The following is a 25,212-nucleotide window of genomic DNA, read 5'->3' as shown; positions in this document are numbered from 1 at the left end:
ACAGAAGCGCGCTCCGGGGGCGTAGTTTTTCGGTCGGCCGAGAGCGTCCCACATCGAGCCCCGGGAAACGAAACAATCACAGGCGAGTCGGCAGCGGACTCGACAGATCTGCACCGCCTCCGGTGTCCGCCACTCGGCCAGGGGTTGTGAGTTTCGGGTATCGAACCAGAAGCGTAATTCCCCACGGAAAGCAACCAGTACGTAATGAAGCGACGCCGTTTTCTCACACGAACTGCCGCTCTCGTTAGCGGCGGTACCCTTGCCGGTTGTCTCAGTAGTTTCGGCTTCGAGACGGAGTCAGCCTGGCGAGACCCACCGCTCGTCGACGACCGCCCCGACGCTGTGTACTATCCCGCGATCGTCGAGGGGATGGGAACGTACGGGATGACTGAAGTCAACGGCTACAAGTTCGCGCTGATGTACTCCTTTCCGCACCGGTTCTGGACGGTCACCCAAGGGAATCGTAATAAGGTCGTCGTCGAATCGGACGATTCGCTCCATCTCATGGCCTCCGTCTGGGACGTAGAGACTGAGACGGTCCTGCCGATCGATATGTCGCTGGAGATCCGAAACGACGACGGAGTCGTGTCCGAACGGGCACCGTGGCCGATGCTCTCCCAGTCGATGGGCTTTCATTACGGTGATAACGTTGCGCTTCCCAGCGAAGGGGAGTACACGGCCACACTCCGCGTGAGTCCGATGCAAACAAACCGGACAGGAGCCTTCAGCGGGAGGTTTTCGGAGTTACAAACGGCAGAGATCCCCTTCGAGTTCGACACGGACGAAGCGTACGGTCTCGACATCGATCGGCTAGAGGACCGACGCGGACAACGGGGCGCTGTCGAACCCGCGATGGACGAGATGCCCGTGGCAACTGCGCCAGCGAAAGCGGACTTACCCGGCCGAATACTCGGCGAAGCAACGTCCGGAGACGCCGTGTTCGTCGTCTCCGTACTGGAGGATGCCGCACGCTTCGGCGGTGAAAGACAGTCGTACTTGGCCGTCTCACCCCGGACGCCGTACAATCGTATCACGCTTCCGTTGATGTCGGTGTCCGCGGCGCTTACTCGAAACGGCGAGACGGTGTACGAAGGGCCGTTAGGGAACGCGTTGGACCCGGAACTCGGCTATCATTACGGCACCGCTGTCGATGAGACCGGGCCGGGCGATACGCTTACGATCACAGTCGATGCGCCGCCGCAGGTCTCACGCCACGACGGGTACGAAACTGCGTTTCTCGATATGCCGCCGATGGAGATACAGTTATAGTAGCCACTGACAGTCATTGCGCACCCGATCGCACGACTGCTGCGGGATCGGTGTGTAAATCGTTTCAGTTGTTACTACATAGCGTCTGCGCTCTGTCGACTCCTGCATTGAAATCGTCCACGGTACCGATCAACCGAGGTACGGCGGCGTCGCGGACGGAAGAGAAACTATCCAGAGGCTGAGGACCGTGTAGCCGATCATGACAGCCACGAAGGGGTACTGACTGCGGATCGCCTGTAACCGGCTGGGGAAGAGGTCGTATGCGGTCACGTGTGCGACGAAGATCGCAAGTAGATGACCGAGGAGGATAAACGCGATGTCGAGTCCGCCGAACCAGTCGGGGAGCGTCAACACGAGCGGATTCGCCGGCGGTGAGAACGGCGCGGTTAAAGCGGTGGTCAACGAGGGACTCATCGAGACGAAGAACCCGGCGTAGTGGGCGAGATGATAGCCCGCGGCGATCGCGAGCAACGGCGGGGCGAAGCGGAGTGCGAGCGACTGCGGTGTTACGTACGTCGCGATCGTTCGTCGAGTCAGTTTCGCACCTATCCAGTATGCGCCGGCAAACACCCCGTAGCCGCCGAGAAGGAGGCTACCGTACACCAGCAGCGGTGGAACACCGAACCCGACGACGCTCTCGACGAACTGCGCGCCGGCCGTTGTTGTGACGAAGCCGCTGAAAGTGAGTTCCCAGATGAGTGCGATTACGAAGGCGACATCGGCGAATCCATCGACTGGTTCCGATTCGACGAGGCCGCTCCCCGGAAGTGCAACCGAGACACCGGTACTGTCTCGCGTGACGGGGGACACGGATCCGTAGAATCGGAACAGCACAGAGACGGGGTCGGCGTTATGGAACCACGTGTCGGGCGTGAACAGAACTGCACCGGTGATGGTGATGATCGAATAGCCGACGACAACACTCGCGAGTACCGCCGGGCGCGTCGTGATGGCTGTGACGAGTTCGATCCACACGAGCACGAAAAGCCCGAACACCGCCGGCCACCGCCCCACGCGGGACGGGTACGAAACGTAGCCAGCGGGGAGATACTCGGTGAGCGTGCGCCACGGGTTTAGCACACGCCAGACGTTCCCAACGAGATACGAGACCATCGTCAACCCGGCCCGGACGCCGACGAACGTGACCAAAATAGCGAAACTGACCGTGGGGATCTGCGGCCCGGTAACGCCGGTGTAAACGACGACAACAAGACCAACGACTCCGAGAGCGCGCACCGCGGCTACGGCACTCCGCCGGACGCTGTCGGGTAGTGATCGGTTTCGCTGCCAGTCGTGAATCTCTCGAATGAAGCCCCGATCCGTGACGAAACTAGCCAGCAGCGCAGAGGCACCGATCACGGCACCCCCAGTGCTGAGATACAGCCACTGCGGAACGCGCATCGACTCGCGCGACGCGTCTGAGAGGCCGGATGCAGCATTACTCGCGGCAACCGTGTCAGTGACGAATAGAAACGCTGCCGCGACGATGCAGGCCTGAATGAATCGCCAGACAAGCCCGCGTCGGGGTACTCCCCTGTTCGGATCCATTATCGAAACTACTGGCATGACAATATTGTAAGTGTCGAACCCGTCGCCACTGGGCGGATCAACGACTTCGAAGTTTCATCGAGAACAGGTAGCAGACGGCTAGCGGTGAGTTCGCGACAAACGACACTGATCGAAAGCGTTTCTTCGTCGCCTCGGCAGGAACGCGTATGGAACGGATCTCGCTGACCAATGCCGCTTTCGAGGGGGATAACAACGCCTACCTCTTTGTGGACGGCCCTGAAACGGTGCTGGTCGATACCGGCGACGGGGCGGCGACGACTCGGGAACAGTTAGAGAGCGCGCTCGCCGACCACGGTGTCGGGTTCGCCGATGTCGACCGCATCTTTCTCACCCACTGGCACGGCGACCACACGGGCCTGGCTGGTCCGATCCAGGCCGAAAGCGGCGCAGACGTGTACGTCCACGCCCGCGACGCCCCACTTGTCGAGGGCGACGAGGACGCCTGGTCGGCAATGCACGACGACCAGAACGCGTACTTCGATCAGTGGGGAATGCCCGACGACAAACAGCGCGCCCTCCGCGAGCGGATGGCTGGTTCGGGTCCCGGCGACGTGGCCCCGGAGGTAACGACGTTCGAGGACGGCGATACGTTCTCGTTCGACGGATACGAACTCCGCGTCGTCCACACGTCCGGCCACGCCGACGGTCTCTGTATCTTCGAAACGGAACGGGATGGTCGGCTCGAAGTGTTCTCCGGCGACGCTCTCCTGCCCCAGTACACGCCGAACGTCGGAGGCGCGGACGTCCGGGTCGAGCGTCCGCTGGAGAAATACCTTCGCGCGCTCCGGCACATCGCCGACGCCGACTACGACCGCGCGTGGCCGGGTCACCGCGACCCTATCGACGACCCGACTGCCCGCGCCGAGTCGATCATACACCACCACGAGGAACGCGCGTGGAACGTGCTCGACGCGCTCCGGCGGAAGGGTCCGTGCGACACCTGGACGGTGAGCGACGACCTGTTCGGTGACTTAGAGGGGATCCACATTCTGCACGGCCCCGGGGAGTCGTACGCGCATTTGGAACACCTGGAGCGGGCGGATGCGGTCGTTCGGACTGGGACCGAATATCGACTGGCAGACGGAATTAGCGAGCAGGTAGAGGAAGCGGACGAGGAGCGGTGGGAACTGACGTACTGACTCGCCTGCTTTCGGTCCCAGCTAACGGCGACGGTGAGCGTCGGCGTGAGCCAGGCGGACACCGACGTTGAAACCCCCGTTCTTTCGATCTCTAAACAGGACGCAGTACGTGATGGAGCGCGACGTTACCGACCTCACACCGTTGCTTTCTTTACTGCCGGAGGAATCTTTTGGCCTGCCTAAATCAAAACAATTTTGTATATTTAGGCCAGCCTAAAAATCATGGGTCGAGATTCCATAGGATCGACGACACCGACGCGGCGAGACTGCCTCAAATACACAGGAACAGCCGTCGGCGGCGGTTTGCTCGCCGGGTGTACAAGCACCGGTAGCTCCCAATCAGCAGAGGCGGACGACGACTCGTCGTATTCTGTCACGATAGAGCCGACCGGTGAAGTGACGTTCAACTCGGTTCCTGAGACGTGGGTCGCTGAGAACGCGAGTTGGGCCGACATGGGCGTTGCTCTCGGGATGGACAAGCCCAGTGCTGTCGTTCTCACGGACGAGTACCGAACCTGGCACTACGATGATATCCCGGGACTTTCGACGAGCAAGGACGACATGGTTTCTCTCTGGCAAGACGGGGTCGACAACGAACTCTTCATAGAGCTAGACGCCGGGGTCCACTTCATCGATCCGAACTACATGATCAACCTCATCCCGAACTGGGAGGAATCCGACGTCGAAAAGGTGAGCGAGCAGGTCGCTCCGTTCTGCGGCAATACGAGCTTCTCTACCTATCCCTGGCACGAGGACTATCCGTATTACGACCTGTACGAAGCCACCGAGAAGGTCGCAGAGGTATTCCAGCGAACGGATCGATATGAGGCGCTCGAAGACCTCCATAGCGAATTTCTCGACCGGGTTCAACAGCGGCTCCCGCCGGAGAGCGAACGACCAGAGATCGCGCTCCTCTCTCCGGCCTCCAGGGAACCCGAGAAGTTCTATCTGTATCGGCTCGGCGACAGAACCGCGTACAAGCACTGGCACGATCTCGGTATAAGCGACGCGCTCGACGATACAGATATACCGAGCTTTACCTCCGATCGCGGCACGATCGATTACGAGCCGCTGTTAGAGTACGATCCTGAGATACTGATGTTCTACACCGACAAACACTGGACGCGTTCGGACTTCCAGGACACGTTCCACACGTTTTTGGAGGATCACAGCGCGGCCAGTCGACTCACCGCGGTCCAGAACGGCGATGTGTATCCGGCCGGAGGGATGTATCAAGGGCCGATCATCAATCTCTCGAAGACCGAGCGCGCTGCGAAGCAACTGTTCCCCGACGAGTTTTCGCGGGACGAACAGCTCTACGACCGGCAACGCATCGCGGATATTCGAAGCGGAGATATCTAATATGGAGTACACCTCGCTCGGAGACACCGGGCTTTCCGTGAGCCGGATCTGTCTTGGGTGTCTCGGGTTCGGCGACGGCAAGGAGTGGATGCTCGACGCTGACGATAGCCAGGCGCTCATCGACAGGGCGATCGATCTCGGGATCAACTTCTTCGACACTGCGAACGTCTACTCTGACGGCCGGAGCGAGGAGATATTGGGCGAGGCGATCAGCGGCTACAACCGCGATAGCCTCGTGCTCGCGACGAAAGTGTTCGGCGAGATGGACGAGTCGAACCCGAACGCCTGCGGGCTCTCTCGAAAAGCCATCGAACAGGAACTCGAACACAGTTTGGACCGGCTCGGCGTCGACACTATCGACCTGTACCAGACCCACCGCTGGGACGACGAGACGCCGGTCGAGGAGACGCTCCGAACGCTTGACGACGCCGTCCGTCGCGGGTCCGTCCGGTACGTCGGCGCTAGCACGACGCTTGCCTACCAACTCGCAGAAGCCCGTCGGGTGAGCGATGACCGCAGGCTTCAACCGTTCGTCTCGATGCAGAACCATTACAACCTGCTGTATCGGGAAGAGGAGCGGGAGATGCTCCCTTACTGTCGCGAGAACGGCGTGGGAGTACTGCCGTGGAGCCCGCTGGCGAAGGGCTATCTCGCGCGACCGCACGAGGCGTTGGACGACACCGCGAGAGGGAAGCGCAACGATTACACGGACCTGTACCCGTACCTTGAGGGCAACGGCCGCGAAATCAACGAACGGGTCGAGGAGGTGGCGGCCGAGAAGGGCGTGACGATGGCACAGATCGCGCTCGCGTGGCTACTGGAGAAAGACGTCGTCGACGCGCCGGTCGTCGGCATCACCAGCGTCGAGCACTTAGAGGAGGCCGTCGAGGCCGTGGATATCTCGCTCTCGGACTCGCAGGTCGAGTACCTCGAAGAACCGTACGAAGCGGTCCGGCACACGCTCTGACGCCGAACCGGGGACTGTCTTTTACACCCAGTCAGAGACACAGGGTCCGGAGACCCCGCAGTCGTGTCAGTCGTCCGGGGTCGGACGCTCGGGACGACCCGACTCCGCCACCGCTCCGCCAGGTGCGTCTCGAACGAACGCCGCCGGCGAGAAGTCCTGATAAACCGTGTCTTCGTCGACCGGATACGGCGAGTCCTCCAGTATCTGGTTCAGGAGGACGGCGTTTCGGTGCGTGCCGAGGCCGAGGTCGGGCGTTCCGACCCCGTGGGTGTGGATCTCGGCGTTCTGGACGAACACGTCCCCGTCGAGATCTGTGTCGAGCGCGTACTCCCGGGTTATCTCCAGTCGGCCGCGGTCGTCGCGTTCGATGTCGTCTTCGATACCCGAGAGAAAGGCCGGTGTCGGCCGGTGATACCCCGTCCCGAGAACGACGGCGGACGACTCGAAACTGAAGACGGTCTCCTCCTGCCACTGCCGGCAGTCGAGCCGATACCGGCCGCCGTCGATCCGTTCGATTCCTTCAACTTCGGTCATGGCGATCAGGCTCACGTCGGGGTCGGTAGTTCCGATCGAGTGCTCGTACAGCGTGTCGTAGATCGCGTCGCTCGTATCGGGATCGATCCCCCTGTACAGCAGGTCCTGCTCCGGGAGCAGATCGTCGCGGACAGGCTGTGGAAGGTCGTACACGTAGTCGACGTACTCCGGCGTGAAGTGCTGGAGCCCCAGCTTGGAGTACTCCATCGGGAAGAACCCGTCCGAGCGCGTCACCCAGTTGAGGCGGTAGTCCGCCTCGGGCTGGCGTTCGAGCAGGTCCTGAAACACCTCGGCCGCGCTCTGCCCGGATCCGACCACCGCGATTGAATCGGCCGCCAGTACAGCCTCCCGGTTGAACCGGTAGCTGGCGGTGTGGAACACCTCGTCGTCCGGGAAGTCCCGAAACTCCTCGGGGACGTAAGGTCTGGAGCCGACACCGACGACCAGGTCCCGCGCGAGATACGTGAACCGATCCCCGCCGTCGGTTCCGGCCGTCGCGTCGCTCGCTTGTTCGTCGCTGTCGCCGGGACGGACCGCGGTCACTCGGAAGTTCGCAGTCGGGTGGTCGACGGGTTCGACAGAGACCACGCGGCGCGAGAAGCGGGTGATATCGAGCCGTTCGGCCACCCACCGGCAGTACTCGTCGTACTCCCGGCGAGGGATCTGGAACGTCTCGTAGAAGTAGAACTCGTAGATCCGGTCCGTCTCGCGAAGGTAGTTCAGGTAACTGTAGGGGTTGGTCGGATCCGCGAGGGTCACAACGTCCGCGAGGAACGGGACTTCCAGCGTCGTTCCTTCGATGAGCATCCCCTCGTGCCAAGAGAACTCGGACCGCTGTTCGAGCACGACAGCGTCGAGGTCGATATCGTCGCTACCGTCTACGAGCGCACCGAATCCGAGATTAAACGGCCCGAGACCGATCCCGACAACGTCGTGGACCGACTCGGGTTCGGGGTTCCGTCCCGCGGCGGCGTCTGTCGCGTCCCGTTCGCCGGTCGGGAACTCGTCAGCGTCGTCCGTCACGAGTTGGTCACCTCGGTCGCGTCGGTAGTCCGTCCGGGCGCGTACGCCCGCTCGAATCGGTCGCGCTCGCACACCATCAGCGCCGCCTCCTTCCCCTCGGCGGGGAAGTAGAACGTGTCGCGGCGCTCGAAGCCGGCCGACTGGAAGGTCGCGAGCGCAGCGTCGTTACGCACGTCAGGCTCCGCGACGACGCGGTCGGTCTCGTCGTGACGGAACGCCATATCGACGATCCCCCGGAGGAGAGCGCTGGCATAGCCGTTCCCGAGATACTCGTCCGGGCCGATCAGCAAGTGGGTCCCCTGGTCGCTTTCACTGGCCTCGTACTGGTCCGCGAGCGGGTCGTCTGCCGGCCAGTAGCGTTCCCAGTAACTCATCGGGACGCCGTCGAGGCGGCCGACGTAGGGGGTCATGTGCTCGTCCGCCAACTTCTCTACGAGCGTCCGCCGAAACACCGGGAGCGGAGCGGCGAGTTCCCAGTATGGCTGCACGTGGTCGCTTCCGAGCCACGCGTGTAGCCGTTCTAGGTCCCGGCCAATCTCGACGGGCCGGAACGAGACTGTCCGGTCGATGCTCTCGACGCGGCGTCTGTACGAGCAGTCGTCGGCGACGATGCTGAGCGCGTCAGTCATGTTCTGGTCACTATCGGGTTCTCGATCTCGACGTAGACGGACTGGTTCTCGAGCGATCCCTCCAGTTCGTCTAACCCCTCGAAACGGGTCAGAAGGTTCCCCTTACAGGGGATTCGCTCGTCTGTCAGGAGAGCAGAGACGAACTCCGAGGCGGGCGGTTCGAACTCCCGAAGCGCTTCGAGTTCCGACCGGAGATCGGCGAGGAGCGCCGACTCGTCGACGAGCCCGGCAACGCCCAGCGCGTTTACGACCCCGAAGGCGTTGTTACAGACGGTGTAGTACCGGAGTCGCTCGTCGGCGACGGGATCGGGACAGATCGTGTCCGCCCGCTCGCCGACACCGGGGAGCCACTCGTCGACGGCCTCGTAGCGCGACTCCGGGAAGTAGTAGCCCTGGTTGTCGCGGTAGTACCCCTCGGCGGGCCAGCCATGGTCGTCGAGTCCCACGAGCGTGTTCTGCTGGTGGGCCTCGACGCCGACGCCGAGTTCGAAGTACGTCCACAGAACCGGCCGGAGCGTGACGGCGAGGTACTCGCGGAACCACTCGCGGGCGACCTCGTTCTCGGGGCGGTCTCTCTGCTGTGCGAGATTCCGGACGACGCGGGCGAGTCGGGACGGACCGTCGACCCCGTCCTGACAGAGCGCGACGACCGGCGAGACGTTCTCGGCGTCCGCGCCGCGGAAGGGGTTCTCGCGGAGGACCGTCTCGAACCCGGACTCCGGACCGTCACCGATGTCCACAGTCAGTGCGGCCGGATCCTCTACGATGCTGAACCGAGGGAACTCCCCGCGCAATCGGTCCCCGAACTCCGTCCCGAGCAACTCCGAGACGGCGACGCCGCGGGCTAGCTCCGGGCGCTTGTTCGTCCGCTCGGCGTTCGTGATTTCGACGGCGAGCGACCCCTTGACCATGAACGGGGCGTCCGGGCTCCACAGCGTGCGGACGGACGATGTCGGATAGAACGTCGGGCCGAACGCGCCGAGGTCGGTCAGGTCGCCTCGCGCCAGCGCCGCAGCGACGTGGTCCTGTGAGCTCAGATAGTCGGCCTGCCACGGATGGGTCGGAACGAGAACCTTACCGTCGTCGATAGCCGCTGCGGCGTCCGCTGGACAGTCCCCTGCCAGCGTCTCCGAAACCCACTCGGCCGCAGTACCGTCACGGGCCGACCAGTCCGAAACCACGTCCGGCTCCGCCGCGAAGTACCGCAGTTGGAACTCGCCGCGGAGCTCCGGAGCGTACGTCGGCGCGTCGTGCGGGGTCACGCCTTCGCGACTCTTCGGCGTCGGATGGAGGAGATGACCGTACAGTAGCGACTGTTCGGCGTCGCGGAACGTCGTCTCGGTGCCGTACAGTCCGTCGGTGTCGTCGCGTTGTCGGACGAACCGTTCGATCGCCGCGCGAGACGCCAGGACGCGACGGAAGAGGTCCGTCCCGGCCGAGACGGGCATACCGGTCGCCGACAGCGCGAGTTCGCGGCGCGCGAGTGCGGCGAGCGTCCCGGCGTCTATCTCCACGACGCCCCCGTCGCCGCAGTGGGTGTACCCTGGGAGGTTGAACAGATGCCGCCCCGTGGCTGACTCGTACCGAAGCGGGACGTACGCCGTCGTCCACTGCCGTTCGAAGGGGATCCGGACGACGCGACCGTCGGCGTCGACCGCCGTCTCGGCCGCAGAGACTATCTCGCCGTCGCCGGTCTCCCTGAGATAACAGTTGAGGAACGCGTGGAATGTGGCCGACTCCGCGTGCTCGTCGGGCGTCGAACAGCCCGCACTCACGGTCGTCATTGGTCCACCCCCCGAACCGAGGCATCATCGACTCGCGTGCTGTCCGTCGACGAATCCGCTCGTTCCGACTCGCCGGCCTCGACGGCCGCGGCTAGCTGCTTCCCCTCCTTGAGGAGTTTCCGGACATCCGCTTCCGTCGTGCGTGGATTCAACAACGTGAGCTTGAGATGCGTCCGCCCGTCGACCGCGGTCCGTGCGACGACAGCCTCGCCCGCGTCGAACATTGATTCGCGGATCTCGGCGTTCACGCGGTCGGACCACTCCTCCGCGGACAGATCAGGATGTTGCCGTTCGGGTTTGTATCTGAACGTGACCACGTTAAGCGTCGGGTCGCAAGCGAGTTCGTAGGCGGGAGCGGCGCGGACCATCTCGGCCGCCCGGTCCGCGGTTTCCAGGGTTCGGTCGACGAGTGCCGCCATTCCCTTGCGGCCGAGCGTACGGAAGGCGACGTACGGTTTGAGCGCGTCGAAGCGTCGCGTCGTCAGGACGGACTTCTCGACGCGGTGAGGAACGTCGTCGTCCTCCGGATTGAGGTACGCCGCGTTGCGTGTCATCAGGTCGAAGTCGCCGCCGTCCCCAAGCAGGAACGCGCCGCAGGAGATCGGTTGGAAGAACAGTTTGTGGAAGTCGACGGCAAGCGAGTCGGCCTGTTCGATGCCGGCGATCGACTCCCGATGGTCGTCGCTGACGGCGACCGCACCGCCGTAAGCCGCGTCAACGTGGTACCAGAGGTCGTGTTCGGCGGCGATGTCCGCGAGTTCCGCGAGCGGGTCGATGCTTCCGAAGTCCGTCGTCCCAGCGGTGCAAAACAGGGCGAACGGACGTTTCCCGTCGGATTCCAGGCGCTGTATCGCCGATCGCAGCGACCGAGTGTCCATCCTGTACTCGTCGTCGCTCGGGACGGTGACCACAGCGTCCTCCCCCAGTCCGAGCTCCGCTGCCGCCTGGGCCGCGGTGAAGTGGGCCTGGTCGGAACAGAGCACGCGCATGTCGGCCGCCTCGGGGGGGAGCCCGCACTCCCGAACCGAACGGTCGAGACGGTCGGCGACGTACCGGTCGCGGGCGAGCAACAGGCCCTGATAGTTCGACTGCGTGCCACCGGTCGTGACGACCCCGTCAGCGTCCTTTCCGAGGTCGAACAGGGCTGTGAGGTCGTCGATCAACCGCTCTTCGACCACCGTCGCGGCCGGGGCCTGGTCGAAGGAGTCCATCGACTGATTGATCGCCGTGAGCATCGCCTCTGCGACCAGTCCAGGGATCATCGGCGGGCACTGGAGATGCGCCACACAGGCCTCGTCGTTCGGATAAACGGAGTTTTCAAGAACCTCCTCGGCGACCTCTTCGAGAACCTCAAGTAACGGGGACCCCGAGTCGGGTATCGTGTCGCAGTCCAGACTCGAACGGAGCGCCTCGTACTGACGACCTGAGTACGGACGGTCAGTGTCGCCGACGGCGTCTGCAACCGCGTCGGTCGTCCACTGCATCGCGTCGAGATACTTCCTGTTCCCCGTCGGACTGCCGAGGAAGAGCCCGTCCGCGAGTGTTCGCCCGTCCGGATGCCCGCCGTCTCCGTCGAGCGACTTCCGAGACTTCATTCCGAAACCGCCCTCCGGTTCGACACCGTCGATTCGACAGCTTCGGTGAAACGAGCCGCGATCTCGTCGATCTGCCGGGCGGAGATGACAAGCGGCGGCAGGAACCGCGCGACCGCGGAATCGCGCCCCCCTGTCTCGATGATCAGGCCGCGGTCGAAACAGGCCGACGACACGGCCGATGCGAGGTCGCCGTCGGGCGGGGGAACCTCGCCGTCGACGACGGCCTCGGGATCAACGAACTCGACTCCGAGCATCAGCCCTCGGCCCCGGACGTCGCCGACGGCGTCAAACCGGTCGGCCAGCGTTTCGAGGGGCCGCCTGAGTCGCGCGCCCATCTCGGCCGCGTGCTCGTCGAGGTTTTCCTCCATGATGTGACGCATCGTAACGCGGCCGGCCGCCATCGCGAGTTGATGGCCGCGGAACGTCCCGGCGTGAGCACCGGGTTCCCACTCGTCGAGGGATTCGTCGTAGACGACGACTGCGAGCGGAAGCCCGCCCCCGACGGCCTTCGAGCAGGTGATAACGTCCGGAACGATGTCGGCGCGTTCGAACGCCCACGTCTCGCCGGTCCTCCCCATACCGGTCTGGATCTCATCGACGATCAACGGGACATCCGCCTCGCGGGTGAGCCGTCTCACCTCCCGGACCCAGTCGTCCGGCGCGGGATTGACGCCGCCCTCGCCCTGAACGAGTTCGAGGATCATCCCTGCCGGATCGGTGACGCCGCTCTCGCCATCGTTGATCACTCGATCAACGAAGTGGCTAATCGACTCGTGGTCGCCGTCGGGCCCGAACGGGTGCCGGTAGCGGTCCGGATACGGGAGATGATGGACGTCACTCATCAGTCCCGGGACCGCTTCTTTCGCGTCCGTATCGCCCATGAGACTGAGAGATCCGCTGGTCATCCCGTGATAGCCGCCCTGGAACCCGAGGACGGAGCGGTTCCCGGTAGCGGTTTTGACGAGTTTGAGCGCCGCTTCCACGGCGTCGGTACCCGCCGGAGAACAGAACTGGACCTTCGCACTTTCGGTGAATTCCTCGGGCAGGCTCTCGAACAGCGTGTCCACGAACGCCTCCTTCTCGGGCGTCGTGATGTCGAGGGTGTGAAGCGGCCGCTCCTCCGCGAGGAGTCGCTCAAGTTCGCGCGTCACCTTCGGGTGGTTGTGCCCGAGAGCGAGCGTGCCCGCACCGGCAAGGCAGTCGAGATACTCGTTTCCGTCAGCGTCCACGATTTCCAGGCCCCGCGCGCGAGAGATCGCGAACGGTAACGACCGAGGATACGTTCGGGCGCTTGATTCGCGGTTGCTCTGACTCTCACGCAGTCGGGCGTTTGACTGTTCGGTTCTCATTGCTCACCCTCCGCTGTATCGCTGATGCGTCCGTAACGAATCTGTGTCAGTAGCACATTTTTTAGGTTGGCCTAAAACTTGAAAAGCGTGTTGGGTTAGGCCAGCCAAAAATATCTCGGGTAGTTCTGAGTCGACCCCGCTGTCTCGTGGTCCCGGAAACGGAAGGTGGGTGCCCTCAGCCGCTGGTTACGCTCGGGATTTCGTCGTAGGTAGTGTAGAGACAGCCTATGACCACCACGGCGGCGGAGATGGGGACGAGTGCCGTGAGCCGATACAGCGACGGGAACCCGATCGTGTTCCCGAGCGGGAGCGACACGAGCAACCCGACCGTCGCGCCCAGATCTCCCAGCGCATTGTACGTCCCCGTCGCACTCCCCATTTCGGCGCTCGCGGTTAGGTCGCCAAGCAGCGAGACGAGCGGACCGCCCACGCCGCCTTGCCCGGCACCCAAAAGCAGGACAGACGCGAGGAGTATCGGGAACGTCGTCCCGATCGCCAGCAGTACCATTCCGGCCGACAGGCAGACGAAACAGGTGAGGATCACGGGAACGCGGCGACCCATGATGTCGCTCGCTTTTCCGCCAGCCACCGAGAAGATTGAGCCTGTGAGGACGCTAGCACCGATGAGTACGCCGGAGGTACCCTGTGCACCGACCGCGACACCACCTGCCTCCACGGTGTCGAGGAACGACACGAGCGTCGCGAACACGACGCCGTTGTAAGTGAAAAGCAGGGCGAAGTTCGCCCCGCCGGTGATCAGCGCTGGCGAACTGAGATCGATGTTACGGAGGGCAACGCCGCCGGTGCCGTCTACCGCGTGGGTCTCGGGGATCGCGACGTAGGTGACGAGACAGGCCAGCACGGAGAGACCGGTCGCGACGGCGAACGCGGCGCTGGCTCCGTACACCTCGCCGACTATCCCGCCCAGAGACATCCCCGCGGGAAACCCCAACGACGTGCCGCCGCGGACGATACTCATCGTCCGGCCCCTTGACTCAGGATCGCAGACGTCAGCCGCGATCGTGTATGCGGTCGCGAGCACGAAGGCGCTCCCGAGGCCCCACAGTACACGCGCGCCGAGGAACCACACGGCAGGCATGGAACTGCGCAAAGCGAGCAGATAGCCCGCGGTCGCCACCGTTTCGAGGATCACGCCGGCGACGAACGGCGTTCGCGTCCCGACGCGATCGACGACGGCCCCGACCGGGGCGTTCGCCAGCAGCCTGACGATGCGGTTCGCGCTCAAGATCACGCCGACGACGACCGGAGCGATACCGACGACCGCCCCGAGGTTCGGGAGTATCGGGAAGACGACACCGCCGCCGAACCCCAGGAAAAACGTGCTGACGAGGACCGCTACGACGGCGTGAGGGAGCCCGAACACGCCGAGTCGCCGCGTCGCCATTAGTAGACACTCCGGAGTCGCTCCCGCTCCCAGGAGACCGCGCTATCGGTGAACTGCTCCCAGTGGCTCCGTTTGACGTCGAGATAGGTCTCGAACAGTGTCGCACCCAGCGTCTCACGCATGACTGGGTCGTCCTCGAACGCGTCGAGTGCCTCGCCCAGCGTCCGGGGGAGCCGTGTCACGTCGTGTGCGTCGCGCTCTGCCGCCGTGAGCGTCGCCGGGTCGACGGAGACGGACTCGGGCACGTCAAGTCCGCGTTCGATGCCGTCGTAGCCCGCGGCCAGGAGACCCAGCAGAGCGAGGTACGGGTTAGCCGTGCAGTCAGCCGCCCGGAACTCGATCCGGGTCGCGGCCGCCGGGTCGGACTGTCCGACCGCCGGCACTCGAACCAGGGCTTCGCGGTTCCCCCGTCCCCAGCAGCGAAACGCCGTCGCGCCGAGTTGCGGGCGTAGTCGGGTGTATGAGTTCGCTGTCGGCGCGGTCAGCGCGACGAGCGCGTCTGCATGCGCTAAAACGCCCCCGATGAACTGTCGACCCGTCTGACTCACCCCGCCGCGATCGGCGTCGTAGAACCGGTTCGTGTCGTCCCACAGCGACAGGTGGATGTGACACCCGTTCGTCGAGTGTTCGAACGGCTTCGGCAGAAACGTCGCGTTGTACCCGTGGTCGTGTGCGACGCTGTTGACCGTCTCCCGGAAGAGGACGTGCTCGTCGGCCGCCTGTACGCCCGGAGCGTGGCCGGTTACGATCTCGTGTTTCCCGGCCGCGTACTCCGGGTAGTACTTCTCCACCAGGATGTCCTGGGCCTTCAGCGCGTCCGTCATTGCCAGGATCGTCTCGTGGGTCTCCCGCGTGCTCTCAGTGACGTATGCTCCGCGCTCGTCGACCCTGCTAACGGACCCGTCGTCGGCGCTCTCGAAGAGATGGAACTCGCTTTCGAAAGCCACCTCGAGAGCGAGTCCCGCGTCCCGTAGATCGTCCACGAACGACTGCAACGAAGACCGCGGGTCGACAGCCCACGGCTCCCCGTCGACCGTTTCGATGTCACAGAGCATCGCACCGGTACGCTCTGCGTAGGGCAGCGCCCGGAACGTCTCCGGGTCTGGACAGAGCCTGACCTCGCCGGCGGCGTCGAACCGGCCGTTCTTGTCTCGGACCCCGAGAGAGTTGTACGTCTGGACGAGTTGTGAGAGCATCACGCCGTCCGCGACGGCCGACCGGACCTTCGACGCGTCGACTGCATGGGTCCGTACGGCCCCGCTCTGGGTCGCGAACAACAGCCGCACGAGATCACAGTTGCCGTCTCGACATCGTTCGACCACCGTTTGTTCCTTTGGCATCGATGATTCCGTACCACCAGTTATTTTAGGTAAACCTAAAAATTAACGGAGCGTGGGTCGGCACCCGAACAGAACCATTGGCGTGGGAGGATATCGGCAGCCGATAGCCCAACCTGTAGGTCCGACAAATGAACGGAAACGTTTATAAATTTTTAGGCTGGCCTAAAAGTATGCGTAGACGGGCCGACCCATCGATCAGACAGAGGCGGAACCGAGACCCCCTAAGCAGGGAGGAACAGCTATGAACGGCGTCGAGGCGCTCGAATCGACTCTCCGAGAGGACATCTGGACAACAGTCAACCGAGAGCTGTTCCGTAAGGTCCTCGCTGAGTTCATGTACGAAGAGATCATCACGCCCGCACCGATGGCGACCATTCGAGAGCCCGCCTCCAGAAACACCGGAAGCAACGGAGACGGCGACGAGACGTGGACGCGATACACGCTCTCTCTGACCGACGGGGTCGAGTATCGCTTCGACGCACAGGAGCGCCCGCTCGACAGCTATCGGATCAGGCCCGGCTCGATAGAGCGCAGGGAACACGGGAGCGAGTGGCAGTCGGCGACCGATCCCCTCTCTTTCATCCTCGACGCGCGCGACTACATCGGGATCGATCCACCCACGGCGGCACACCTCGTCCGGGAGTACAACAACACACTGGTAGCGGACGCGCACATCCGAGCGAGGAAGGCCGATCGGACAGAGAACACACTGCTGGACCTGCCGTACGCCGAAATCGAGGGCGAAATGGAGGGCCACCCGTGGTTCACGTACAACAAGGGGCGCGTCGGCTTCGGGTATGACGACTATCTCAAATACGCGCCCGAGTCCAAACAGCGCCAGCGCCTCTCGTGGATCGCCGCGAGCCGAGACCGAGCGACGTTCACCGGGGTCGACGGCCTCGATCACGCTGGGCTCATCGACGACGAACTCGGATCCATGGCCGACGAATTCCGGGCGACGTTGACCGAGGACGGACTCGATCCTGCGAACTACTACTTCCTGCCGGTCCACGACTGGCAGTGGTCGGATAGCATCGTCCAGTTGTTCGCAGACGACATCGCCACCGACGCTATCGTACCGCTCGGCGAGGGGTCCGATGAATACTTGCCACAGCAGTCGATACGGACGTTTTCGAACGTTTCAGCGCCGGAAAAGCGTCACGTCAAACTCCCCATTCGAGTGTTGAACACGAACGTGTATCGCGGGATACTCGGTGAGCAGGCGGAGGCCGCTCCCCGCGTTACCGAGTTCATCAAGTCCGTGCGGGACGGCGACTCGTTCCTGCGGGACGAACGCCGCCTGATCCTGCCCGGCGAGGTAGCGAGCGTCAACTACGAACACCCCAAGTTCTCACAGTTCGAGGAGGCACCGTATCAGTTTCACGAACTGCTGGGTTGTGTCTGGCGGGAGAGCGTTCACTCGCTGATCGACGACGGGGAGCGACCGCTCACACTCGCGGCGCTCCTGCACGAGGACTTCGACGGGACGCCGGTGGTCACGACGTTAGCCGACCGCTCGGGGGTGACGCTGGAGGCGTGGCTCGACGAGTTGTTCGAAGTTCTGCTGGAACCGCTACTGCATTTTCTCTACAAGTACGGAACTGTGTTCATGCCACACGGTACGAACGTCGTGTTAGTCCTCGAAGACGGAGTCCCGTCTCGCATCGCAGTAAAGGACTTCGTCGACGAGGTCGCGATCACGGACCGGGAACTCCCCGAACTGGACGACGTACTTCCGACCGACCTTCGCGAGGACGAACGGTACAAACACCATATACTACACCAGGTCGCGCCGGAACCGCTGTGCCAGCACATCTTCGGGACGCTGTTTGTCGGCGTGTTTCGGTACGTTTCGGACCTGCTGGCTCGCCATCACGACTACGACGAACGGACGTTCTGGGAACAGGTCAGGGAAGCAGTCGACAGATATCAGGCGCGGTTTCCGGAACTCGACGACCGCTTCGAGCTATTCGACCTCACCAGACCTCGGTTCACGAAACACTGCCTGAACCGCAACAGGATCGTCGACTACGGCTACGGTGACTTCAGCACTCGGCCGAAGATAAAGGGTCACGGCACCGTCTCGAATCCCCTGGCCGGAACGGACGCCGAGAGGCGAGGCAGCGTCGGCCCTCCTCGGTGAGTATTGTCCACGCTCGCAAAGCCCGTTCCTGTGGACGACCGTGATGACGAACACATCGTGAAGTACGATGTCAGCCGCTTCTCCGTCTCAGACGCATGGCTGAACAGGTGTGGAATCTGCAGGCTTTCACCCTGACATGCAACGAGATGGGGGAAATGGTTTTGCCCAACAAAAGCCGCTGACAGCCGTTTACTGGCCGGTACGGGACAGGCCTCTCAGTTTACTGAACGAGGACAGTACGTATCTACAGCGTGCAGTGAACTGACCGTCGAAGGTAACCCGGAAGTGACGCGACAGTGTGGTTTACCGATAGACAACTAGTTCGCCGAATGTAATGTATGTTAATTCAAATAGCCAGTACAGCCACCTAGTAAGAATATAAATCATAATATGGGTACCCTTTATTATAGATATTCTGTTATTTGTATATCCGGTTCATCACACTAGACAGAGGGAGTTCACACTCGAATCATGAGACTGTACGAAGGTAGCTTAAAGAGCGGTGATTAACTAATCCAGTGTATCGAACGGTTTTTACTTACTTCAGTTGGGCTGGAGTTCCATCTATTGTTGAAACCCATATCCTATCAACAGCGATAAACGAAGAATATAGGTCGGAGCCGTCAGCAGAACAACGAGTAAGGATAATATTTACATAATACATTAGAATCTGTTATTACGGTTGGTACTGCTGAGCCTGTTCGACGTTTGAGTACGGATCAGATTCATTCGGATCTTGGTGTACAGTTGATACCGTCCGGGAGCGTACTCAGAGAATTTTCCCTTACAGCCGTATGGTTGTAATGCTCTCTCAGTGGAAACACCGACCGAGATGGCCACCAATTACAACAATATCACTGTAAGAAAACGGGTACGCCCCCGATAACGGAAGAATGTAATACTCCATTAGGACTGTGTAGAACTATTACAGCGGTATATTCGTAAAGCAATGAGCAGACCAGAGAGACAGTTGAGTTACTGGTTCGTGCCACGTTGACCGCTCGACAGTTTCGCTTTACAGCAGTAGGACTGTCTCCAGTGTTTCTCCCTCAACATGCGCCGGGAAACCTGAATTATCTGGAACTGGTACGCCCACGCTCGAAGGAGTGCTGTTTTCTAATACCAAACGATTGTGCGATGTATTGTGAATTATTTAATTGAAAGTCGATATGTCGTGACAGATCGAAGTACGAGGGAAAACCGAATAGATGAGCGCACGTATAGCCTGATAGAAGCAGAGTAGGGACCTGCAGTACTAGTCTATAGGGAATAGCTTTGGTGCAACGTTACGGGTTTCGGACTTGAATACGGCAGAGAAGAAATATAATTATCGACGAAGATCGTTTGGCATCACGAAACGCCGACAGGTTACGACTGAGAGTGTTTGATTGTCAGTTGTAGCTCATTGGCCTTCTCTAGGAGTAGCTGAGCGATCTCTTCTGCACGTTGTTCATCGTTGATACGGTTTGCCGGTCCGGCAACGCTCATCGCCCCAAGGGGTTGCCCGCTTTCGTACTGTATTGGAACGCCGATAGCGTACAACCCTTTGAGATGTTCGTCCTTGTCGACTGCGTAACCCCTGTCACGGATCGCTTGAAGCTCAGTTTCGAGAGCCTCCGTGGACGTTATCGTGTTCTCAGTCTTGCCGGGTAAACCGTGCTTGTCGACGATTTCTGCCACCCGCTCGTCCGGAGCGTACGCGAGGAACGCCTTACCAGCAGTCACGTGGTTGAGATGAACCCGGTTCCCGATACGCGTTCGGGTCTCCACTGCTTGTCTACCGGACTCACGAATGAGGAAGACACCGAGCCCGTGTTCTTCGACCATATACTGGCACAGTTCTCCGGTTTCTTCGGCCACTTCTCGGGTTTTCTGCCGAATCAGTTGATATCCGATCTGACGCTGGCGCGCGTATTCGCCGTGGTCAAGGAAACCCAACCCCACGTAATAGTCGTCTCCTTCATGAACGACGTATCCGTGCTGTTCTAACGAAGTGAGGTGGTTGTAAACCGTACTCTTGGTCACATCGAGTTCGTTGGCCAATTCGGTGACACCCGCCCCGTCGAACTGTTGGAGAGTCTGCAGTAACGTTGCCATCCGCCCGATCGATTTTACGGGTGTATCGGTGTGGTCTGCCATAGTAACAGATCGTATTTACCCACCTTTATTGTTTTGTATTACTAAACACGTGGTACGTTATGAATTAGCATGGGCGGGCGAGGCTAAACGCGGTCTTCTGAAGAATAGGCGATACAGTCGAGTACCGCCGTTACGTCCAGACACCCGCTTATACCACTACGGCAGGAACGCTGACGGAAAGCCACAACGACTGCCCCAACTGACGCTCGGATCTGAGTGTCCATGAGGACTAAATACTAGTATTCCATTGACCGTGACAGAGGATGATCGAGACTGACTCGGCGCGAAAGGTGTACAATGAAGATGTCGTGGCAGTAGGTGACGTGTCCCTTACTGTCGAAGAGGGGGACTTCGTGAGCGTGTTGGGGCCCTCAGGCTGCGGCAAAAGCACGCTCCTGTTCATGCTGGGTGGCTTTATCGAACCCACGTCTGGCACGATCACAGTAAACGGGGAACAAGTTACGGAACCCGACCCTTCCCGCGGAATGGTGTTCCAAGAGAGCGTGCTGTTCCCCTGGATGACGATCAAGGAAAACATCACGTGGGGCATGAAGGTACTCGGGGTCGACGAAGACGAGCGAGATCGAACAGCCGAAGAGTACATCGAGATGATCGGGCTGGACGGATTCCAGGACGCCTATCCGAACTCGCTTTCGGGCGGCATGAAACAGCGAGCCGCGATGGCACGCGTTCTGGCGGTTAACCCGGCCGTCCTGTTGATGGACGAACCGTTCGGTGCGCTCGATGCACAGACGCGTGAGAAAATGCAGCACGAACTGCTCGACATCTGGAGTCAAACCGGCCAGACTTGCGTTTTCGTCACGCACAGCATCGACGAGGCGCTCTACCTCTCGGACAAGGTGGTCGTCCTCGGTTCACGGCCCAGCAGCGTGGAAGCGGTTATCGACGTGGGCGAGCATTTCGACCGACCCCGGGCCCCTGAGGTCAGAGAGTCCGAGACGTTCACGGACCTCCGCCAGCAGATCTGGGACATGATCGAAGACGAAGTGACTGTTTAAATTACGGTTAGCTCACGGTGCAGTTCGGCCGAAAACAAGCGGCAATTCAGTTGGATGGACTCAGCGCGGTTACTCTTCTTTGAGCTCTTCTGAGTCGTGCCAGACGTTCCAGGTTTCGGGTTCGGTTGGCCAACGGCGAGCAGGGCGGCCGCCCTCTTCGGGAGCGTCCTCCATGTTCGCGGTCAGTTCGATGGGGTATCCATCGGGGTCCGGGAAGTACAGGTAAAAGTTGTTCCCGGGTCCGTGTCGACCCGTCCCGCGGTAGACGGGGTGGTCTTGCTCTTGCAGACCGTCTTTGGCCGCTTCGAGCGCTTCGAAGTCAGGGACCTCGAACGCGATGTGGTAGATCGGACCGGTGGTCGGCAGCATCGGCGGCCCGTCTTCGGGGAGATCCTCGGCGAAGTCGTGAAGGTCGAGGTCGCGTTCCCCTCGCTCCTCCAGCGCTTCGAGTTCGGCGTCCGACATCTGCGTGATGTTCATTTCGTGATGCTGAGACTCCGCCGCGACGTTCGGCGTCCTGAGGAACGCAACGCGGTCTCCGATGCGGTCCGAAACCTCCATGTTGAGGACGTTTCGGTAGAACGCAACGGACTCCTCGATGTCTCGTACTTTAATGGCAACGTGGTCTAAACCCATGTTCTCAACGACCATACGATTCTCAGGTTTACTTCCACCAATATTTATCTTGTGGTCCTGACTTCCGTTTTGGTCCGGGCCGCGCACGTGAGAGTGAATGCTCGACCACGACGAGAGTAAATCGTTGGAACAGTATTTGACCGATCGCAACAGTCAGCACTTGTATTCTGGGGCATATACATAGACGAGATGATACGTTCCGTAACAACTTTTAGCGCGCTCTCTGTCTATGCCAATGCGCATGGAAGAAGCAGGCCTACTAGTACCTCTGTTCCGGAGACAGATGGAGCATTGTCAGGTGAACGAATCGGAGACTGTCGCGCTCGTCACAGACGCGAAGAGTCGACGCGAATACATCGGGGCCAGTTTCGCCGCGGCCGAAGACCTCGGTGCCGACGTGTTCGAAGTGAAACTCCCCGAATACGGCCGGAACTCGGTTGGCCCGGAGATCTCGGAAGGACAGGGCGGGACGCTCCGTCTTCCGGAGGGACCCGTCGAAGCGTGCAAGAACGCGGATATGGTGTTCGACTTCACGCTCGAAGGGTTCATTCACGTCCCCGAGCGCGGTGAAATCCGCGACGCCGGTACCCGGATCCTCCGTGTCGGCGCACGAGAACCGTTCTATCTGCGTCGTCTCATGCCGTGGACCGAAGAGGAGGCACAGGAAGTCAAAGAGCGAGTACAGAAACACAGCGAACTCCTCGCCAACAGCGACGAAATGCGGATCACGTCGGAGTACGGGACCGACCTCACGATGGAAGTCGAGTCCGATACCGCGTTCGATTCCTATGGCTTCGTCGACACGCCCGGCAAATGGGACGTGTGGGGCCAGAACATGGTCTCGAACTACCCCTCCAACGTCGAAGGGAAGATCGTGATCGCCCCCGGCGACTACAACGTAGTGCCGTTTGCGGACTACGTCGACTCTGCTGTCGAATGCGTCGTCGAGGACAATTATATCGTCGATATCAACGGCGAAGGTGGGGACGCTGAACTGATGCGCGGCCACATGGAGAGCTTCGACAATCCCGACGTGTTCGCGACGAGCCACTTCGGATGGGGACTGAACCCCAACGGCGAGTTCTACAACATGGCCATCCACGACCGGAAGCCCGACGAAACCGGTGTCAGCGCGAGCGAGGGCCGCGTCTGGTCGGGGAACATGCTGTGGAGCACTGGCCCGAACACGCACGTCGACCGATACGCGCCGTGTCACTACGACATAGCACAGAAGAACTGTTCCGTCTTCGTCGACGGGACGAAGGTAGTCGACGAAGGTGACGTCGTCGAAGACGTCGTCTAACGACGCCGAATTCGGCCGAAGCGAAGTCTCTCTACGACCCGAAGTGTGAACTCCTTTTTTCGCAACTGCCGCTACGGAGTGGGTGAACTGAGTTCTCATTGCACAGAGAGCATGTAGCGTCTCGCTGTCTCGGTGAGACGGCAGGAGTCCTGTCACGAATGGATCAGTCTTGAAATGTCGTCAGTGCCGTCCGGAGAAGTGTATTCACGGCGCAAAACGATGGCAGCGCGGATAGGTATCGTTCGGTCTGTGGACCAGAAGAAAGAAGAAGAAAGGAAGACCGCCAGTGGCTTGCGCCTGAGAGCGATTACATCTCGATGCTAACGTCACCGGCCCAGAAGAGGACCCGTTCTCTGAGCCGTGCGAGAGCCTGGTCGAAGAGGATGCCGATCAAGGAGATGAGAACGACGCCAGCGAACACTGTCTCGTACGCGAACGAGCCCTGAGCGCGGATGATGATGTATCCGATACCCTCACTGGAAGCGACGAGTTCGGTGACGACAGTGACGATGAGCGCGATCGGCATCGCCATTCGTACGCCCGAGAAGATGTACGGGAGACTCGCAGGGAGAACGATGTTCCGGAAGATCTGTAGGCGTGACGCTCCGAAGTTTTTGCCGGACCAGATGTGGAGTTTGTTCACTCCCTGAACACCGTAGTACGCGCCGAGGAGGATGGGGATGAGCGATTCGATGAAGATGATCACGAGTTTCGGTGCGTGACCAAGCCCCATAATAGAGAGCAACAGCGGATAGAACGCGATACGGGGAATCGGGTAGAGGGTGCTGATTAGCGGGTCCAGCACGAATTCGACGCGTTCGTCAGAGCCCATCCACAGGCCCAGCGGAATGCCGACGACGAGTGCGGCAGAGAACCCGACCAGCACCCGGTACAGGGTCGCGAAGATGTCCGAGTACGCCGTGCCCTCCGTGACGAGCATGGAGTACAGTTCGAGGACGACAACTTCCACGTGCGGGATGAGCGGCGGTCCGTAGGCCGGATTCATGAACGTCGCTGCCAGCTCCCAGGCGACCAACAGCGCTAACAGCGAGACGTATCCGATCGGCGCTGTCGTGTCTTCGGCCCATTCGTTCAGGCTGTTGAACCAGTTCCGGGTACTGGATCCGACGCTCATGCGTCATCACCCCCCTGCCACTGAAGCAGTCGACCCCGGATCAATAGCAGCAGGCGGTCGTGGATGACGCCGAACAGCGCAATCATCGTGATGGCGCTGAACATGAGCTCGAAGTTACTGAACTGTCTCGCCTGGAGCGCCATCTGTCCGAGACCCAACTCCGACTGGATGAGTTCCGCGGAGAACACCACGATGAACGAGAGCGCGAGCCCCACGCGGAGTCCGGAGAGGATCTGCGGGAGGCTGTCCGGGATGACGACTTCCGAGAGTATCTGGAATCGGGACGCGTTGAAGTTCTGGGCCGACCAGACGTGTAACTCGGGCACCCCTCGCACGCCGTCGAACGTGTGGATGTACACCGGGTAGAACGCCGCCAGGAACACGACGATGGCCTTCGACATGAAGCCGATACCGAAGATGATCACGAATATCGGGTAGAGCGCGATTTTTGGGATCGGGTAGGTTGCTGAGACGAGCGGGTCGAAGAGCCGGCCGAAAATTGGGGTTCGGCCGGTGACGACGCCGAGGGCGATGCCGAGTGCAGCGCCACCGAAGAAGCCGGTGTAGACGAGCTGGAGCGTGGCCCAGGCGTTTTTCACCAGCGTCCCCTCTTCCATCATCTCGATCAGGTTACTGAGGATCGTTGTCGGAGCGGGTAGGTACGGCGGTAACGCCCCGAGAAGCCCGGTTACTTGCCAGATGGCCAGTAGGGCGAGCACCGGGGAACTACGGACGAGCATCCCCCCAGCCGATCGTGCCACGTTCTCGACGGAGCCGAATCCGCCCTCGGTCGTTGATTCAGTACTCATGGAATTTTCCAGTGTACACACCACGGTTGTCTGTACGGTCGAGTCCATTCATCATTCGTGCTA

The 25,212-nt window shown here is 61.2% G+C and carries 19 protein-coding genes; 7 read left to right on the top strand and 12 right to left on the bottom strand.

Annotated elements, in window-relative coordinates; all coding sequences use genetic code 11:
- Positions 1-204: 204 nt before the first annotated feature.
- Positions 205-1,269, top strand: coding sequence for an iron transporter (locus EYW42_RS14740; RefSeq protein WP_135536055.1), 1,065 nt, complete (start codon positions 205-207; stop codon positions 1,267-1,269).
- Between the two features lie 129 nt (positions 1,270-1,398).
- Here EYW42_RS14740 and EYW42_RS14735 read toward each other — a convergent pair whose 3' ends face one another.
- Complete coding sequence (locus EYW42_RS14735) at positions 1,399-2,817, bottom strand: hypothetical protein (RefSeq protein WP_135536054.1); 1,419 nt, start codon at positions 2,815-2,817, stop codon at positions 1,399-1,401.
- A gap of 167 nt (positions 2,818-2,984) precedes the next feature.
- Here EYW42_RS14735 and EYW42_RS14730 point away from each other — a divergent pair, with 167 nt between their 5' ends.
- From EYW42_RS14730 to EYW42_RS14720, 3 genes are all read left to right on the top strand, one after another.
- Positions 2,985-3,977 carry an MBL fold metallo-hydrolase gene (locus tag EYW42_RS14730; protein WP_135536053.1) on the top strand — a complete coding sequence of 331 codons (993 nt, stop codon included), beginning with the start codon at positions 2,985-2,987 and terminating at the stop codon, positions 3,975-3,977.
- A 222-nt stretch (positions 3,978-4,199) separates the two neighbouring features.
- Positions 4,200-5,339: an ABC transporter substrate-binding protein gene (locus EYW42_RS14725; protein ID WP_135536052.1), complete on the top strand. Its 1,140-nt coding sequence runs from the start codon at positions 4,200-4,202 to the stop codon at positions 5,337-5,339.
- Between the two features lies 1 nt (position 5,340).
- On the top strand, positions 5,341-6,306 hold the full coding sequence (locus tag EYW42_RS14720; RefSeq protein WP_135536051.1) for an aldo/keto reductase: 966 nt from the start codon (positions 5,341-5,343) through the stop codon (positions 6,304-6,306).
- A 66-nt stretch (positions 6,307-6,372) separates the two neighbouring features.
- On the opposite strand, the gene EYW42_RS14715 is transcribed toward EYW42_RS14720, so the two are convergent.
- From EYW42_RS14715 to glnA2, 7 genes are all read right to left on the bottom strand, one after another.
- Positions 6,373-7,863, bottom strand: coding sequence for a lysine N(6)-hydroxylase/L-ornithine N(5)-oxygenase family protein (locus EYW42_RS14715; protein ID WP_135536050.1), 1,491 nt, complete (start codon positions 7,861-7,863; stop codon positions 6,373-6,375).
- The gene (locus EYW42_RS14710; RefSeq protein ID WP_135536049.1) at positions 7,860-8,492 is read right to left on the bottom strand and encodes a GNAT family N-acetyltransferase; all 633 of its coding nucleotides are present in this window, start codon (positions 8,490-8,492) and stop codon (positions 7,860-7,862) included. Before EYW42_RS14710 ends, EYW42_RS14715 begins: the two co-directional genes overlap by 4 nt.
- Positions 8,489-10,276, bottom strand: coding sequence for an IucA/IucC family protein (locus EYW42_RS14705; protein WP_135536048.1), 1,788 nt, complete (start codon positions 10,274-10,276; stop codon positions 8,489-8,491). Before EYW42_RS14705 ends, EYW42_RS14710 begins: the two co-directional genes overlap by 4 nt.
- Positions 10,273-11,871, bottom strand: coding sequence for a pyridoxal phosphate-dependent decarboxylase family protein (locus EYW42_RS14700; protein ID WP_237561343.1), 1,599 nt, complete (start codon positions 11,869-11,871; stop codon positions 10,273-10,275). The genes EYW42_RS14705 and EYW42_RS14700 overlap by 4 nt, the downstream gene beginning before the upstream one ends.
- A complete protein-coding gene (locus tag EYW42_RS14695; RefSeq protein WP_135536047.1) occupies positions 11,868-13,220 on the bottom strand; it encodes a diaminobutyrate--2-oxoglutarate transaminase in 1,353 nt (450 codons plus the stop codon). Before EYW42_RS14695 ends, EYW42_RS14700 begins: the two co-directional genes overlap by 4 nt.
- 175 nt (positions 13,221-13,395) lie before the next feature.
- On the bottom strand, positions 13,396-14,625 hold the full coding sequence (locus tag EYW42_RS14690; protein ID WP_135536046.1) for an MFS transporter: 1,230 nt from the start codon (positions 14,623-14,625) through the stop codon (positions 13,396-13,398).
- Positions 14,625-15,965, bottom strand: coding sequence for a gamma-glutamylputrescine synthetase (gene glnA2 / locus EYW42_RS14685; RefSeq protein WP_135536045.1), 1,341 nt, complete (start codon positions 15,963-15,965; stop codon positions 14,625-14,627). Before glnA2 ends, EYW42_RS14690 begins: the two co-directional genes overlap by 1 nt.
- A gap of 241 nt (positions 15,966-16,206) precedes the next feature.
- On the opposite strand from glnA2, the gene EYW42_RS14680 reads away from it, so the two are divergent.
- A complete protein-coding gene (locus tag EYW42_RS14680; protein ID WP_135536044.1) occupies positions 16,207-18,108 on the top strand; it encodes an IucA/IucC family protein in 1,902 nt (633 codons plus the stop codon).
- Between the two features lie 1,368 nt (positions 18,109-19,476).
- On the opposite strand, the gene EYW42_RS14675 is transcribed toward EYW42_RS14680, so the two are convergent.
- Positions 19,477-20,247, bottom strand: coding sequence for an IclR family transcriptional regulator (locus EYW42_RS14675; protein ID WP_135536043.1), 771 nt, complete (start codon positions 20,245-20,247; stop codon positions 19,477-19,479).
- A 263-nt stretch (positions 20,248-20,510) separates the two neighbouring features.
- On the opposite strand from EYW42_RS14675, the gene EYW42_RS14670 reads away from it, so the two are divergent.
- Positions 20,511-21,266 (top strand): ABC transporter ATP-binding protein, encoded by a 756-nt coding sequence (locus EYW42_RS14670; RefSeq protein WP_135536042.1) that lies wholly within the window; start codon positions 20,511-20,513, stop codon positions 21,264-21,266.
- Between the two features lie 69 nt (positions 21,267-21,335).
- Here the strand turns inward: EYW42_RS14670 and EYW42_RS14665 are convergent, their stop codons facing one another.
- On the bottom strand, positions 21,336-21,917 hold the full coding sequence (locus EYW42_RS14665) for a VOC family protein (protein WP_135536041.1): 582 nt from the start codon (positions 21,915-21,917) through the stop codon (positions 21,336-21,338).
- A 283-nt stretch (positions 21,918-22,200) separates the two neighbouring features.
- Between EYW42_RS14665 and EYW42_RS14660 the strand changes: the two genes are divergently transcribed.
- Entirely contained in the window at positions 22,201-23,205 is a 1,005-nt protein-coding gene (locus EYW42_RS14660) for a hypothetical protein (protein WP_202613914.1), read from the top strand.
- Between the two features lie 307 nt (positions 23,206-23,512).
- On the opposite strand, the gene EYW42_RS14655 is transcribed toward EYW42_RS14660, so the two are convergent.
- Positions 23,513-24,340, bottom strand: a complete 828-nt coding sequence (locus EYW42_RS14655) for an ABC transporter permease (protein ID WP_135536039.1) — start codon at positions 24,338-24,340, stop codon at positions 23,513-23,515.
- Positions 24,337-25,149: an ABC transporter permease gene (locus EYW42_RS14650; protein ID WP_161972955.1), complete on the bottom strand. Its 813-nt coding sequence runs from the start codon at positions 25,147-25,149 to the stop codon at positions 24,337-24,339. Before EYW42_RS14650 ends, EYW42_RS14655 begins: the two co-directional genes overlap by 4 nt.
- Positions 25,150-25,212: the final 63 nt, after the last annotated feature.

It is taken from the genome of Halostella pelagica, from assembly GCF_004762015.1.
Lineage (GTDB): Archaea > Halobacteriota > Halobacteria > Halobacteriales > Natronoarchaeaceae > Halostella > Halostella pelagica.
Note: the sequence above shows the minus strand (reverse complement) of the source record. Positions and strands in the feature narration are given on the sequence as shown.